We start from the raw sequence: 14623 nt of genomic DNA on the forward strand, positions 1-14623 counted from the left end.
GAGTGATGGCCCTTTATGCCAATGCCAAGGATCAACATGTCGTTTCTGAAGATCATTTCACTGGCCTGTCTGGCCCTGATACTGGGCGCCTGCCAAAGCCTTTTCCAACCCAATCTGCGCAGTCCGCTGACCGTTCAGCGTGACGCCTCCGAGCTGATCAAGCCCGGCTGCACCACAGACGATTGCCCGCTGGTGAACATCGACACCGTGCATTTCCCGGACGAGCCCAAACTGGATGCAATCGTTCAGCGCACGCTCCTGCAATTGACCCGCAGCGACACCGATGGCCCCGTTCCGCCAACGATCAAGGCATATCAGGAGCAATTCCTGAGCCGTGCACCGGCGCGCAACAGCAGTTACCTTCAAGCCAAAGTACGCGAGCAGCATGACGGAATCGTCGTCGTGGAGCTGTCGAGCTACCTGGATACCGGTGGCGCTCACGGCAATCCGGGCCGCGCGTTCATCAACTATTCGCGCCAGCAGCAGCGCGTTCTGACGCTGGCCGACATGCTGGTACCGGGCCAGGAAAGCGCGTTCTGGGAAAAGGCCGAACTCGCGCATCAAGCCTGGCAAGTGAGCACCAAGCTGGACAAAGACGCCGACTTTCAGAAGATGTGGCCATTCAAGCGAACTTCAAACGTCGCCCTGACGTACGGTGCCGTTATCCTGAAATACCCGGTGGACACCATCGCACCTTATTCGATGGGCCACATCGAGCTGAAGATTCCTTATCCACAGCTCAACGGGATCATCAAGCCTGAGCTGTTTCCGGGCCGGAGCTAATGGCTTTACTCAGGATCATCTGCAACACGCCAGCGACGACGAGCGCTGGCAGTGTTGCGCCGATATCCGGATAAAGATTGGCGAGCAGATGGTAGGTGAAAATCCCGCCGAGCCACGCCAGCAAGGTCATCCAGCGCAGACCGGTCGTCGCGGCGCCATGGCTGCGACGGCGCAGGATGAAATGATCCACCAGCACCACGCCGAACAGCGGCGCGAACACCGAGCCGATCAACAACAGGAAGTTCTGGTACTGCGCCAACGGGGCGAAGCACGCAATCACCGTGCAGATGATGCCGATCGCCAGCGCCAGATGTTCAACCTTGGCCTTCAACAGAATCCCGCTTGAAACGGCAGCCGAATGAATGTCGGCGAACGCATTTTCCGATTCATCCAGCAGGATCAGCAACAGCGGAACGCCCATCCCTGCACCCGCCAGCGCCAGCAATAACGCATTGGCTTCGCCACTGGGTGCGAACGCGAGGGTGTAGGCGACGCCCAACGTCATCAGCCAGAAATTGCCGATGAAGAACCCCAGGACTGTCCCGCCGAATACGCCCGTCGCGCGTTTGCCGAAACGGGAGTAATCGGCAATGAGCGGCAGCCAGGATAGCGGCATCGCAATGGCGATATCGAAGCCAACCGCAAAAGGCAGCGAACCATCGCCGGCCCGGGACCAGAGCGCGGCCAGATCAGCTTTGGCGAATAGATTCCAGGTCAGCCACGCGCACGCCGCGAGCAGCAGCCAGATGCCCCACTTGCGCAAAATCTGCCGCACGAATGTGAGCGGCCCACTGACCGCGAGCAGGGTCGCCAGGCCGCCGAACAGCAGCGTCCACAGCAGCGGACTTGTCCACAGACTGCCTTCGCTGAATGCCCCGGCAGCGAGCAAACTGGCCGCGTCGCGCATCACGATGATCTCGAACGAACCCCAACCGACCAGTTGCAAGAGGTTGAGAATCGCCGGCACGCCCGCGCCTCTGGTGCCGAGGCTGAGCTTGAGCGCGGCCATCGACGACAGGCCGGTGTCGCTGCCGATTACGCCGACAGCCGCGAGCAGCAAGACGCCCACCAGAGTGCCCAGGACGATCGCGAGCATCGAGCCAGACATGCCGAGCCCCGGCGCCAGCAACGCACCGGTTTGCAGCACCATCAGGCCGATGCCGAGGGAGAACCACAGGGAAAACAGATCGCGCCCGCCGAAAACCCGCTTGCTGGCGGGGACAGGAATATCGGGTGAGTAGGTGCTGGGTGTGTTCACGTCGCAATCTCAATTGTTTAGACGACGATCATTCCCACGCTCTGCGTGGGAATGCCGCCCGGGGTGCTCAGCGCCCCCTTGACGCAATGCGTCAAGAAGGGGCGTTACCACGCGGAGCGTGGGAACGATCAATCAACAGGGGGTAAAACCGCGTCAGACCTTTTTGTAAAGCTGACTGCCTTCCTGCCTGAAGCGCTCGGCCTGTTCGCGCATGCCTTCGGCCACGGACAGATCAACCGCCTCGATTTTCTGATTGGCCGCGTATTCGCGCACTTCCTGTGTGATCTTCATCGAGCAGAACTTCGGCCCGCACATGGAGCAGAAATGCGCGACCTTCGCCGAGTCCTTCGGCAGGGTTTCATCGTGATAGGAACGGGCCGTATCCGGATCAAGCCCAAGGTTGAACTGGTCTTCCCAACGGAATTCGAAGCGCGCCTTGCTCAAGGCGTTGTCGCGAATCTGTGCGCCAGGATGCCCTTTCGCCAGGTCAGCTGCGTGGGCAGCAATCTTGTAAGTAATGATCCCGGTCTTCACGTCATCCTTGTTTGGCAGACCCAAGTGTTCCTTAGGCGTGACATAGCAGAGCATCGCGCAACCGAACCAACCGATCATGGCGGCGCCGATACCGGACGTGATGTGGTCATAGCCGGGGGCGATGTCGGTGGTCAGCGGGCCGAGGGTGTAGAACGGCGCCTCGTCACAGCATTCCAGCTGCTTGTCCATGTTCTCTTTGATCAGTTGCATCGGCACATGGCCCGGGCCTTCGATCATGCACTGGACGTCATGCTTCCAGGCAATCTTGGTGAGCTCGCCAAGGGTCTCCAGTTCGCCGAACTGCGCTTCGTCGTTGGCGTCGGCAATCGATCCCGGACGCAGGCCATCGCCCAGCGAGAAGCTGACGTCGTAGGCCTTCATGATTTCGCAAATTTCATCGAAGTGGGTGTAGAGGAAGTTTTCCTTGTGATGCGCCAGACACCACTTGGCCATGATCGAGCCGCCACGGCTGACGATCCCGGTGACGCGCTTGGCCGTCAGCGGCACATAGCGCAGCAGCACGCCCGCATGGATGGTGAAGTAGTCGACGCCCTGCTCCGCCTGCTCGATCAGCGTGTCGCGGAACAGCTCCCACGTCAGGTTTTCAGCGACACCACCGACTTTTTCCAGCGCCTGATAGATCGGCACAGTGCCAATCGGGACCGGCGAGTTGCGAATGATCCACTCGCGGGTTTCGTGGATGTGCTTGCCGGTGGACAGGTCCATCACCGTATCCGAGCCCCAGCGAATGCCCCAGGTCAGTTTCGCCACTTCTTCTTCGATGGACGATCCCAGCGCGCTGTTGCCGATATTGCCGTTGATCTTCACCAGGAAGTTGCGGCCGATGATCATCGGCTCCAGTTCCACATGATTGATGTTGGCGGGGATGATCGCGCGGCCTCGGGCGATTTCTTCGCGCACGAACTCAGGGGTGATTTCTTTCGGGATGCTCGCGCCGAAGCTGTGGCCGGCGTGTTGCTGCTTCAAAAGACCGGCAGCGCGAGCTTCCTGCAGCTTCATGTTTTCGCGGATGGCGACGTATTCCATCTCGGCGGTGATGATCCCCTGACGCGCGTAGTGCATCTGGCTGACGTTGGCCCCGGCCTTGGCGCGGCGCGGGTTGCGCACGTGGGCGAAGCGCAATTTGGTCAGCTCGGCATCGGCCAGGCGCTGTTGACCGAAGTCGGAACTCAGGCCATCGAGGCGTTCAGTGTCGCCACGGTCATTGATCCACGCCGAGCGCACGTCGCCCAGGCCTTTGCGCACGTCGATGATGACGTTGGGATCGGTGTAGGGGCCCGAGGTGTCGTACACGCAGACTGGCGCGTTGATCTCGCCACCGAAGTCTGTGGGCGTGACGTCCAGGCTGATTTCACGCATCGGCACGCGGATGTCCGGGCGCGAGCCCTGAACGTAGATTTTCTGCGAACGGGTGAACGGCTGAACCGACCCCGAATCGACCTGGGCGGACTCACTCAGATTGGCGTTTTTTAGTGTTGTACTCATCACGGGCTCTCCAGACATCATCCAGCGGCGGATTGATTTGTCGGAGCATGAGCCTGATTCGAACGGACGGATGCACCCTGGAATAGACACGGATGCTGAGAATCGAAAGACGAGGACTGTTCAGAATTTGAACAAAGACGACCCCGGACGACACTCAAGAGGACTCGCCGGGAGACGAGAAATCTTGTTCCCTACGCAGGCGCTAACCTGATCAGGTTCAACGGGATCCGGATTATCCGATCTCAGCCTCACAGCAAGGCACCCCGACAAGAACGGCGTCAGTCTAGACGTCGCGTGTGGCAAACGCCAAGCGCGGAATTCAAACGCTTGTTAAATGGCTGTTTTGCCGGATTGTTGTCGACATCGTCCGGAACTACACTCGCTACGCGACGCCAAAGCCATCGGACCAAGATTTGGCGACAACAACTACTAGGGAATGTCTATGCTGCGCAAACTTTCACTGGCCATTGCCGTGTCGTGTGCTTCGAGTGCGATGGCCGGGGCAGCTGACTTGCCACTGCCGACCAAGACCGGTCTGGTGAGCGTTTATCAGGAAGCGGTCAACAACAACGCCGACCTGGCGGCCGCGCGCGCCAACTACGACGCGCAGAAAGAGATTGTGCCTCAGGCTCGCGCAGGCCTGCTGCCGAACATTTCGGGCGGCGCCGACATCAACGACACCCGCACCAAGATCGACGAACCCTCTGCCGTGATCAACCGCAGCGGCACGGTCTACCGCGCGACGCTGAGTCAGCCGATCTTTCGCGCCGATCGCTGGTTTCAACTCAAGGCTGCGAAGAACGTCAATGAGCAGGCAATTCTCCAACTGTCCGCAACCGAGCAGAACCTGATCCTGCAAAGCGCCGAAGATTATTTCGCAGTGCTGCGCGCCCAGGACAATCTGGCCTCGACCAAAGCTGAGGAAGCCGCATTCAAGCGTCAGCTTGATCAAGCCAACGAGCGGTTCGATGTCGGGCTTTCGGACAAGACCGATGTGCTTCAGGCGCAAGCCAGTTATGACACGGCCCGCGCAGCACGCATCGTTGCCAAGCGTCAGGTGGATGATGCGTTTCAGGCGCTGATTACCCTGACCAACCGGGACTACAACTCGATCGAAGGCATCGTTCACACATTGCCGGTGCTGGCGCCGACGCCTAACGACGCCAAATCGTGGGTCGATACGGCGACCCAACAGAACCTCAACCTGCTGGCCAGCAATTACGCTGTCAGCGCTGCGGAAGAAACCCTGCGCCAGCGCAAGGCCGGTCATGCGCCGACAGTCGATGCCGTGGCGCAGTACGAAAAAGGCGACAATGACCCGCTGGGCTTCACCAACCCCAACTACACCGGGCAAAGCTTTCATGGCAGCGTCGAGCAGCGCACCGTCGGCCTGCAGGTGAACATTCCGATCTACAGCGGCGGCCTGACCAGCTCGCAAGTCCGCGAAGCCTATGCCCGCCTCGGCCAGACCGAGCAGCAACGCGAAGGACTGCGCCGCCAGGTGGTGGAAGACACCCGCAACCTGCACCGCGCGGTGAACACCGACGTGGAGCAGGTGCAGGCGCGCAAGCAGTCGATCATTTCCAACCAGAGCGCGCTGGAAGCCACGGAAATCGGCTATCAGGTCGGCACACGCAACATCGTTGACGTGCTGGATGCGCAGCGTCAGCTCTACGCCTCGGTGCGCGACTACAACAACACGCGCTACGACTACATCCTCGACAACCTGCGCCTGAAACAGGCCGCTGGCACCTTGAGCCCCGGCGACTTGCAGGATCTGTCGCGCTTCCTGAAACCGGACTACAACCCGGACAAAGACTTCCTCCCGCCTGATCTGGCGAAAGAAGCCGCGAAGAATTTCGAAAGGCCGACCGAGCGATAATCCGACGTCAGACCCGCAGGATCGAGGGTCTGGCGCTGGATGAGCTGCGGTGGATAGTCAGCCTTCGCGAGCAAGCTCGCTCCTACAGGGTTTGTGTCGTGGCTCGATACCAGTCAGCGACGCATTCCCCTTGTAGGAGCGCGCTTGCCCGCGATCTGCCGGGGACCGGCAGCAAAACCGGTGAACGCGGTATGTCAGGCATAATGCGTTGGGTTGGTTTGGCGAGTGCTGCGCAGCCGATCGTCCGAGTGCGGCCCAGAGCAAGCTCGCGCCTACAGGACGTGCGTTCGAGCCACGGCCTGGCGACCCGACTAACCTGTGGGAGTGAGCTTGCTCACGAACAGGCTGGTGCATCCGGCGGGGATGCAGCGTCAGGACCCGGTTGCCGCGGAATCAGTGCAGCAAGCTGCCGATACCGTTCAGCAATTTCTGCAGCGCGCCCTGATTGGCTTTCATCACCGCCAGCCCTGCATCGGCCATAGCCTTCGCGGCTTCGGGGTGTTCGATCAGTCGCTTGACCGATGCAGCCAAGGCTGCCGAGTCGCTTGCCTCCTCCAACGCTCCCGCACCGCGCAGCATCGCGGCAATTTCGAGGAAGTTGAACAGGTGCGGACCGCTCAACACCGGTTTATCCAACGCCGCTGGCTCAAGCAGGTTATGCCCGCCATTGGGCACCAGACTCCCGCCGACGAACGCGATGTCCGCCAACGCATAGAGAAACAGCAGTTCGCCCATGGTATCGCCGACGAGCACCGACGTTGCCTGCGTAACGGGATCGCCCGTGGAGCGTCGAACGCTGGAAAAACCTTGCTGGCGAGTGAGTTCGAACACGCTGCCGAAACGCTCGGGATGACGCGGCACCACGATGAGCAAGGCGTCGGGGTGCGATTGCAGCACGTCGCGATGGGCGGACAACACCACTTCATCCTCGCCGGCATGGGTGCTGGCTGCGATCCATACCGGGCGCTGAACAAGTCCCCAAGCCTCGCGCTGCTGCTCCGCGCGCTCCAGCAGTTGCGGGTCAATCGTCAGATCGAACTTGATCGACCCCGTGACGACCACCGACTCCGCACGCGCGCCCAGATCGAGAAAGCGCTGAGCCTCGACCTGCGTCTGTGAGGCAATCAGGCTCATCTCGGCGAGCATCGGCCGCGTAAGCCTGGCGAACCGTGCATATCCCCGCGCGGAACGCTCTGACAACCGGGCGTTGGCGAGGACCGTCGGTATTCCCCGCTTCGCGCACTGATGGATGTGATTGGGCCAAAGCTCGGTTTCCATGATTACACCGATCTTCGGCTGAACATGATCAAGAAACCGCGAGGCCGCCCACGGAAAGTCGTAAGGCAGGTAGCAATGCTGCACGCGCGGCTCGTTGGCGAACATCGACTGAATGCGTTCGGAGCCGGTCGGCGTCATGCAGGTGATGGTCACCGGAAGCTGGGGGTATCGCGTCAGCAGCGCTCGAATCATGGGCGCTGCAGCGATGCTCTCGCCCACCGACACGGCATGAACCCAGATACCGCCACGCTGCATGGCAGGCAGCCCAAAGGCGAAGCGCTCACCGATTCGTTGCGCGTACGCCGGCGCCTTGCGGGCACGAAGCCAGAGGCGCAGTGCAATAAAAGGCAGTCCAAGATGAAACAGGAAGGTGTAGAGAGTTCTATTCATGGGCGCGGAGTTTATCAGCCAATGGCCTTCAAATGATGAGTGAAACATTCGGCGAGCCAGCGCGCGGCAGGCCCGAGTGGCTCATCGCGTCGCCAGACCATTTCCACCACCAGCGCCGGCGGCGTCCATTCGCTGCTCAGCTCGATCATCTGATTTTGATAGGTCGGGTATTGCACCACGTGTCGCGGCAGCCAGGCCCAGCCCAGTCCTCTCATCAGCAGTTCTGCCATGGCGTAGAAACTGTCGGCACGCCACACCTGCGGGCTCAGTTGCTCACCGCCGGGGTAACCGCTCTGCTGCGGCGTAATGAGCAGCTGTCGATGCCGCGCCAACTGCTGGCGCGTGACAAGCGGCTGATCCGCCAACGGGTGACTGGTTGCACAGACCGTAACCATCTCAACGCTGCCCAGCGCTCGCCTCTCCAGGGTTTGAGGCATCTGTTCATGATGGAACAGCAGACCGAGATCGGCGCGACGCTCCAGCAGTTTGCGGGCAACGTCGCCCTGAGCGCCGCTGGCCAGTTGCACCTCGACACTCGGAAAACGATCGTCCAGCGCCTCAAGGCTGTCCAGCACTGGCTGATAAGGCATGGCCTCGTCGAGCGCCAGACGCAGGCGCGCTTCCTGCCCCCGCATCAGCGCCAGCGCCCGGCCATCCAGTCGTTCGCACTGGCGCAGCAGCTCCCGGGCTTCTTCCAGCAACGCACTGCCCGCTTCGGTGAGACGCGGCTGCCGACCACTGCTGCGGTCGAACAGACTCACTCCCAAGTCGGATTCGAGCATCGCGATCGCGCTGCTGACCGCCGACTGCGCGCGTTTCGAAGCGCGCGCCACGGCAGAAAACGAGCGCTGCTCAGCGACGCTGACGAATAACTGGATTTGCTCAAGACTCCATTGCATCAGCCACAACCTATCAGCCACTCAGATAGGTAATGACTTTACCGCATCTGAGCAACGCCTAGAATGGGCTCAGGAATCAAGAACGCTTGTCACTGAGAGTCTCGCCATGCCTGCTTACTACCTGCTCGCCATCGCCATCTGCGCTGAAGTCATCGGTACCGTCTCGATGAAGGCGGTCAAAGGCTTCAGCACCCCGCTGCCGTTGCTGCTCGTCATCGTTGGCTACGCCGTCGCCTTCTGGATGCTGACCCTGGTCGTGCGCACCATTCCGGTGGGCGTTGCCTACGCGGTATGGGCAGGCATGGGCATCGTCATGGTGAGCATTGCAGCGCTGTTCATTTACGGACAGAAACTGGATCTGCCCGCCATCGCCGGCATGGGCCTGATCGTCGCGGGCGTGGTGGTCATCCAGCTGTTCTCGAAAACGGCGGGTCATTAAAGGGGTCATTGAAAAGCGGCTTCCCCTATAATGGCCGCTTCGATTCGCCATTCGAGGTGCGCATGTCATCCGCTATTTCCACTGACGTCCTGATTGTCGGCGCTGGCGTTGCCGGGCTCTGGCTCAACGCACGTCTGCGCCGACAGGGCTTTTCGACAGTCGTGGTGGAAAACGCCGGCCTTGGCGGCGGGCAGACGTTCAAGTCTCAGGGGATCATTCACGGTGGCGCTAAGTACGCTTTGCACGGCGCGCTGTCCGGCGCCTCGGAAGCCATTGCCGACATGCCTCGGCGCTGGCGTGAGGCGCTCGCTGGCAAAGGCGAGCTGAATCTGTCCGGCGTACGCCTGCTGTCTGAAGCCCATTATCTGTGGTCGCCAGGCACCATCGCAGGCAATCTCACCAGTTTTTTCGCGAGCAAAGCCGTGCGTGGCCGAGTCGACCAGGTCAAGGGCTCGGAGCTGCCGCCAGCGCTGCAGGACCCCCGCTTCAAGGGCAAGGTTTATCGCCTGGCCGAGTTGGTCATCGACGTCCCGAGCCTCGTTGAAAACCTGGCCCAGCTTGCCGGCGACAGCCTGCTGGCCGGAGCCCTCATCGAACCGTTGCGTCACGAAGGCGAGCTGGTGGGCTTGCGTGTAGACGGTCGCGACATCCACGCCCAGCGCATCGTCCTCAGCGCGGGCGGTGGCAATGCCGAGCTGCTCAGCACCCTCGGTGTCAGCCATCCAGCCATGCAGCGTCGTCCGCTGCACATGGTGCTGGTCAAGGGTCCGACGCTCAAGCCGCTGTATGCGCATTGCCTGGGCGGCGGGCCGAAGCCGCGCATTACCGTGACCACGCACCCCTCAGCGGACGGCCAATGGGTGTGGTATCTGGGCGGCGATATTGCCGAGGCCGAAGGTGTTGCCCGCGACCCGGCGGAGCAGATCGCCGCTGCGAAAAAAGAACTCTCGCAACTGCTGCCATGGGTCGATCTCAGTCAGGCGCAATTCGCCACGCTGCGGGTCGACCGCGCAGAACCTCAGCAGACCGGCCTCGTGCGCCCGGACAACGCTTTCCTCGACGTGCAAGGTCGGCTGATGGTCGGCTGGCCCACCAAGCTGGCGCTGGCGCCGGATTTCGCCGACCGCGTGCTGGCGTCACTGTCCCGTGACGCCATTCACCCGATCCCGCAACCCACGCACAGCGACTTCCCCAAGCCGCCGCTCGCCACTCCTGTCTGGGATCTGCTGCTGCCATGAAAACCCTGCACGACTTGCATCGCCCGCTGGGCAATCTCGGCATCAATGTGTCACCGATCGGTCTGGGCACGGTCAAGCTGGGCCGTGATCAAGGTGTGAAATACCCTAACGGCTTCACGATCCCCGATGATCACGAGGCGCAGATGCTGCTCAAGCTGACGCGGGATCTGGGTATCAACCTGATCGACACCGCCCCTGCCTATGGACGCAGCGAGGAACGGCTTGGCCCTTTGTTGCGCGGGCAGCGCCAGGATTGGGTGATCGTCAGCAAGGTGGGCGAAGAGTTCGAAGCAGGTCAATCCAGCCACGACTTCAGCGCAGCCCACACGCGGCTGTCGGTGGAGCGCAGCCTCAAGCGGCTGGAAACCGACTTCATCGATCTGGTGCTGGTGCACTCGGACGGCAACGACCTGGACGTACTCACTGAGTGCGAGGTTTACCAGACGCTGGCCGACCTCAAGCGCGAAGGCAAGATTCGAGGCTTCGGGTTTTCCGGCAAAACCGTCGAGGGCGGGTTGCGAGCGTTGCAAGACGGCGATTGCGCAATGGTCACCTACAACCTCAACGAGCAAGGCGAAAAGCCGGTCCTCGACTACGCTGCTGCTCACGGCAAAGCGATACTGATAAAAAAAGCGCTGGCGAGCGGGCACGTTTGCCTGAGTCCCGGTGTCGATCCTGTGCAAGCCAGTTTCGAGCTGCTGTTTGGGCATCCCGGCGTCACTGGTGCTATCGTCGGGACGATCAATCCGCTGCACCTGGCCCATAACGTGGCAACCGCCGCTGCCGTGATTCGTCGCCAAGCCTGACTCGGGCGGCCGACCCCAACGCAAGAAGGAGCCGATATGCCGCGAACGTTGATTCGGAAAAACCCCAGCAACTTCAAGACCCTGCCGTTGTTTGTCGAAGCCACTCCCGAAAGCCTCAGCTACCAGAGCGTCGGGATGCCGCTGAATTTCGCCCAGACCCTCTCTCGCCGCCGCAAGATCGAAGTTGAGAACAGCGAGCGCTTTTCCACTGAGCTCGCCAACCTCGGCGTCTCGGTGCGCCTGACGCTCAACTGGCAGAACCGTGATTACTGGGTGCTCGTGCGCCAGCGTCGGCAGGATCGCGGCGATGTGGTGTTGAAGCTGATTTCCGGATATGTCCCTGCGCACGAGCTGAACCTGCCGCTGCACACGGCCATTCAGGAAGTGGCCGAAGAATGCCTGATCGAGACGCCGCAAGGCTGGTTGGGCGGCCGCTTCAACGACACCTGGCTGCCCGCGCCCTACGCCGCAGCTCTGCATTACCGTGAAGCCATGCCCTTTCGCCTGAGCCCGCTTTCGGGTGCCGCTCGCCCGGTACGCTGCGGCAGCATGACCCTGATCGAACGCCCCCGCGCGTATGTGCACCTGCCTACTGCCTCACTGCAACTGATCTACGACATGCGCCTGGAAGTGCCGAAAGAAGCGCGGCCGCTCAGTCTTTTTCACGTCGATGAGAGCCTTGAGAACGACCAGCTGGTTGCGCGACTCAATCGCAGCAAACCCGACCTGTACTTGATGCCACTGGAAAATGGCGCGCCGCTGCCTCAGCTGTTCACCCTGAAAAACGACAAGCTTTCACCGGCCGGCACCCGGGGCCTTTATCTGGCAGAAAGCTTTGCCGCGCAGGATGGCTGGGTGGTGCGCGACGAACGCATTCGCTGGAAGGACTGGATCGTCCAGCAAGGGCTGGCGCCCGGCAAGAAAACCCGCTCGCCCATGAAGCGGCTGCGAGTCAAAGCGCGCCAGCTTGTCAGGAAGATCCGCGAGCTGAAGGGTTAACGCGGGGCGTTTACTGCTCTGGCAAGTCTCGGAGCCGTCGATCCAGAAACGTGCGCACGCGCGCGAAGGCGTGGAAGTAGCGATTCTCACGCTTGCCCATGCCACGTTTCGGCGAGAAGGACTCGTCCGCATACGCGCCGGTGATGCGAACGCGTGAAGCAGTGGTGTTCATCAGGCACACCTTGGCGCCGGCTTGCTGAAGGACGAATTTGAGCAGCCGCTCGGAGTGCAGCTTCCTTCCCGTGGCCTCGCAGAACGCGAATATCCGCTCGATGCGGTTGCCGTAGGCTCTGTAGACATCCTGTCCACAAATCGCGAAGCGGTCATTCAGGCCGCCCCACCATTGCCAGTCCGGAATGTAGACATTCATGCGACGTGCCAGCGGGCGCTTGAATACATATGCCGGCAGCGGCTTGTGGTAGAAATTATCCGGGCGGGCAAACACCACGAAGTCTGGCTCGAACGTCTCGACCATCGCTGTCACTTCGCGCAGGGAGTTAAGCTGATAGATCAGATTGCGTAACGAAACGTGCTCATCACCCCACGTGTCGCCCTGCTCTTTGACGCGCTCGAAATCCCAGCGGTCCAGCACACCCTCCGTGAAGTCAAGCCGACCAGACATGCCCTGGAAAACGGCATAGTTGTCAGCATCAAGCGCAGCCGCTTCACCTGAGCGCGGGTTGTGAACTTCGTCGATTTTATAAAGATGATAGAAACAGCGAACCTCAGCAGTCGATGGCAACTGCGCGAGGATGTTTTCTTCAATGGACGGGAAGCAGATCTCGGAATTACGAGGAATCCCGAAGAACGCGACTGCGATTTTCAACACGTCATTTCACTCCGCCAACCCATCCATGTTCCACACTCAACGCTTTCATATGTAAACGTGAGCCACTCATTTGAGGCGCAGGATTTTCTGCCACCAGGCGCGCGGTTGCAACGCGATACGGACCACGTTCGACTGCATCAGCCACTCGCGCTCATAGTCCCAGGCGTGGCCACTCCAGAGTTTTCCCGCTTCATTGGAAAAACCCAAGGTCAATAACTCAAATGAATAACCGTGGTGCCGACGCAGCCAGTCCAGTAACACCAATACGTTGAAGCCAGTGGACGGGCCGACGTAGCGCTTGCCTCCCGGACGTTCGACCGGGTAGTTCCAGAGCGCGGGCAGTGGGATGCGATCATGGTACAGCGCGACATCGGGCAGCGGGCTGATGTCGCCGGTGCAACCCACCAACAGGGTGAAACAGCGGGCCTGTGGGTGCTGCATCAGCCGGTTGATCTCAGGCCGGGCGGGAAGGCCAAAAAAATACCGGTCCGGGCCGTTGAAGCCATGCACGAACAGGTTGACCGTCGTGGGGGTCAGCAAGTCGGCCTTGATGCATTGATTGAACGTCACGACGGTGTCGTTGGCGTCAAGGCCGAGCGCTTGGACGTCCGCCTGGCGGATGGCCGGGTTATTGGCGACGAGAATCACGCGAGCGCTGCGACGCAGACTCTCCTGCAGCCGTGGAGGCAGGATGCCCAGCACATCCTGATGTCCGCCCGGAAGTTTCTCCAGATCCAGCGAGTACCGATCAAGCGAGTCCTGAGCCGGGTTTTGTTGCTCCACCATTCAGCCAGCCACCTTCATCCCGTAACGCAGTTTTGCCCAGAGACGAGCGATCGTACCGGGCGGCGTCCAGGGGCGCATGTCGGCCTGTATCGCTGCGGCCAGATCACGGCCCACACGTGTGAATGAATAGCGGGTTTGCGCAAACGTCTGGCCGTTGCGGGCGATGGTTTCGGCGAGTTCAGGGTTGTCTTGCAGCCACTTGAGCTTGTCCAGCGCTTCGCTTTCCGAGCGATACAGCACAACGTTATGCATGTCCTGGAAGCCGAGCAGTTCGTCTTCCTCGCCCTGACTCCACGCCAGCAGCACGCAGCCGCAGGCCATGGCCTCGAAGTTCTTGATCATGAACTCGCCCATGCCGATGTCAGCACTCACGAAGATACGAATGCGGTTGAGCATGTGCAGGTAGTCTTCGCCGGATTCAGTGCGCGTTACCAGCATGCCGGTCTGGGCGGCCATGTGTTCGAGAAACGCTTTGCGGCGGCCGTATTCAGTGCTTTTCAGACTGCCCAGGAAGCCAAGCGGTATGTCTCGTTCAGTCTCGGTATTGCACAGCATCGCGTCGTCGTACCCTTTAGAGACGAACACCGCATCGATGCCTTCATCGCGAAAGCGACGGGCCACGACGCTGCCCGATACGATCACGCGGGCCCACGGCAGCCGGTTGTAGAGCAACGAATACCGGCCGCGGTATTTACTCTCGGGCATGTAATTCTGATAGGCATCGTGTTCAAGGAACACCAGGCCCGGCACGCATTTGAGCACCGGCACCTGCGGGGCGAGACGTTTCAGTCTGGAGAAAATCACCACGCGATCGAAGCGTTGATAATCGACCGACGCCAGAAACGTCCCCAACTTCAGCTGCTGAGCCTTGCTGAGGCGATAGATGATGCACTCGTCACAATGGTGCTGCACGATCTCGTACAGGCGGTCCAGTATCACGCGCTGCTCATCCATCACCACCAGCATGACTCTCATCGAACTGCCTTACCTTAAAAT

13 protein-coding genes and 1 riboswitch are annotated in these 14623 nt (G+C 60.7%); of the genes, 6 read left to right on the forward strand and 7 right to left on the reverse strand.

Annotated features, from left to right (window positions below):
- The first annotated feature begins 36 nt into the window (after positions 1-36).
- Complete coding sequence (locus AAGQ88_RS24295; protein WP_285426753.1) at positions 37-783, forward strand: RsiV family protein; 747 nt, start codon at positions 37-39, stop codon at positions 781-783.
- Here AAGQ88_RS24295 and cytX read toward each other — a convergent pair.
- Positions 752-2041, reverse strand: coding sequence for a putative hydroxymethylpyrimidine transporter CytX (gene cytX / locus AAGQ88_RS24300; protein ID WP_285426752.1), 1290 nt, complete (start codon positions 2039-2041; stop codon positions 752-754). The genes AAGQ88_RS24295 and cytX overlap by 32 nt on opposite strands.
- A gap of 153 nt (positions 2042-2194) precedes the next feature.
- A complete protein-coding gene (gene thiC, locus AAGQ88_RS24305; protein ID WP_285426751.1) occupies positions 2195-4081 on the reverse strand; it encodes a phosphomethylpyrimidine synthase ThiC in 1887 nt (628 codons plus the stop codon).
- Positions 4082-4252: 171 nt separating this feature from the next.
- A riboswitch (TPP riboswitch) is annotated at positions 4253-4357 on the reverse strand.
- A 166-nt stretch (positions 4358-4523) separates the two neighbouring features.
- Between thiC and AAGQ88_RS24310 the strand changes: the two genes are divergently transcribed.
- Positions 4524-5963, forward strand: coding sequence for a TolC family outer membrane protein (locus AAGQ88_RS24310; protein ID WP_342653819.1), 1440 nt, complete (start codon positions 4524-4526; stop codon positions 5961-5963).
- Positions 5964-6356: 393 nt separating this feature from the next.
- Here AAGQ88_RS24310 and waaA read toward each other — a convergent pair whose 3' ends face one another.
- Complete coding sequence (gene waaA, locus AAGQ88_RS24315) at positions 6357-7631, reverse strand: lipid IV(A) 3-deoxy-D-manno-octulosonic acid transferase (RefSeq protein ID WP_342653820.1); 1275 nt, start codon at positions 7629-7631, stop codon at positions 6357-6359.
- A gap of 14 nt (positions 7632-7645) precedes the next feature.
- Complete coding sequence (locus AAGQ88_RS24320) at positions 7646-8530, reverse strand: LysR family transcriptional regulator (protein WP_342653821.1); 885 nt, start codon at positions 8528-8530, stop codon at positions 7646-7648.
- 106 nt (positions 8531-8636) lie between these two features.
- On the opposite strand from AAGQ88_RS24320, the gene AAGQ88_RS24325 reads away from it, so the two are divergent.
- The 4 genes from AAGQ88_RS24325 (at position 8637) to AAGQ88_RS24340 (ending at position 12012) form a co-directional block, all read left to right on the forward strand.
- On the forward strand, positions 8637-8969 hold the full coding sequence (locus AAGQ88_RS24325; RefSeq protein ID WP_093465145.1) for an SMR family transporter: 333 nt from the start codon (positions 8637-8639) through the stop codon (positions 8967-8969).
- Positions 8970-9031: 62 nt separating this feature from the next.
- On the forward strand, positions 9032-10207 hold the full coding sequence (locus AAGQ88_RS24330; protein WP_342653822.1) for an FAD-dependent oxidoreductase: 1176 nt from the start codon (positions 9032-9034) through the stop codon (positions 10205-10207).
- Positions 10204-11013, forward strand: coding sequence for an aldo/keto reductase (locus tag AAGQ88_RS24335; protein ID WP_342653823.1), 810 nt, complete (start codon positions 10204-10206; stop codon positions 11011-11013). The genes AAGQ88_RS24330 and AAGQ88_RS24335 overlap by 4 nt, the downstream gene beginning before the upstream one ends.
- Positions 11014-11049: 36 nt before the next feature.
- A complete protein-coding gene (locus AAGQ88_RS24340) occupies positions 11050-12012 on the forward strand; it encodes a metal ABC transporter ATPase (protein ID WP_285426745.1) in 963 nt (320 codons plus the stop codon).
- Positions 12013-12022: 10 nt separating this feature from the next.
- On the opposite strand, the gene AAGQ88_RS24345 is transcribed toward AAGQ88_RS24340, so the two are convergent.
- The 3 genes from AAGQ88_RS24345 to AAGQ88_RS24355 all read right to left on the reverse strand — a co-directional run bounded on the left by AAGQ88_RS24345 (position 12023) and on the right by AAGQ88_RS24355 (position 14602).
- Positions 12023-12841 (reverse strand): hypothetical protein, encoded by an 819-nt coding sequence (locus AAGQ88_RS24345; protein WP_342653824.1) that lies wholly within the window; start codon positions 12839-12841, stop codon positions 12023-12025.
- A 66-nt stretch (positions 12842-12907) separates the two neighbouring features.
- On the reverse strand, positions 12908-13627 hold the full coding sequence (locus AAGQ88_RS24350; protein WP_342653825.1) for a hypothetical protein: 720 nt from the start codon (positions 13625-13627) through the stop codon (positions 12908-12910).
- Positions 13628-14602, reverse strand: coding sequence for a glycosyltransferase (locus tag AAGQ88_RS24355; protein ID WP_342653826.1), 975 nt, complete (start codon positions 14600-14602; stop codon positions 13628-13630).
- Between the last annotated feature and the right edge of the window lie 21 nt (positions 14603-14623).

The sequence above is a fragment of the Pseudomonas sp. F3-2 genome (genome assembly GCF_038804275.1).
In the GTDB taxonomy this organism is placed as follows: Bacteria; Pseudomonadota; Gammaproteobacteria; order Pseudomonadales; family Pseudomonadaceae; genus Aquipseudomonas.

Coding starts and splice junctions, on each gene's coding strand:
- AAGQ88_RS24295 (WP_285426753.1), top strand. CDS start 37: ATGTCGTTTCTGAAGATCATTTCACTGGCCTGTCTGGCCCTGATACTG.
- thiC (WP_285426751.1), bottom strand. CDS start 4,081: ATGAGTACAACACTAAAAAACGCCAATCTGAGTGAGTCCGCCCAGGTC.
- AAGQ88_RS24310 (WP_342653819.1), top strand. CDS start 4,524: ATGCTGCGCAAACTTTCACTGGCCATTGCCGTGTCGTGTGCTTCGAGT.
- waaA (WP_342653820.1), bottom strand. CDS start 7,631: ATGAATAGAACTCTCTACACCTTCCTGTTTCATCTTGGACTGCCTTTT.
- AAGQ88_RS24320 (WP_342653821.1), bottom strand. CDS start 8,530: ATGCAATGGAGTCTTGAGCAAATCCAGTTATTCGTCAGCGTCGCTGAG.
- AAGQ88_RS24325 (WP_093465145.1), top strand. CDS start 8,637: ATGCCTGCTTACTACCTGCTCGCCATCGCCATCTGCGCTGAAGTCATC.
- AAGQ88_RS24330 (WP_342653822.1), top strand. CDS start 9,032: ATGTCATCCGCTATTTCCACTGACGTCCTGATTGTCGGCGCTGGCGTT.
- AAGQ88_RS24335 (WP_342653823.1), top strand. CDS start 10,204: ATGAAAACCCTGCACGACTTGCATCGCCCGCTGGGCAATCTCGGCATC.
- AAGQ88_RS24340 (WP_285426745.1), top strand. CDS start 11,050: ATGCCGCGAACGTTGATTCGGAAAAACCCCAGCAACTTCAAGACCCTG.
- AAGQ88_RS24350 (WP_342653825.1), bottom strand. CDS start 13,627: ATGGTGGAGCAACAAAACCCGGCTCAGGACTCGCTTGATCGGTACTCG.
- AAGQ88_RS24355 (WP_342653826.1), bottom strand. CDS start 14,602: ATGAGAGTCATGCTGGTGGTGATGGATGAGCAGCGCGTGATACTGGAC.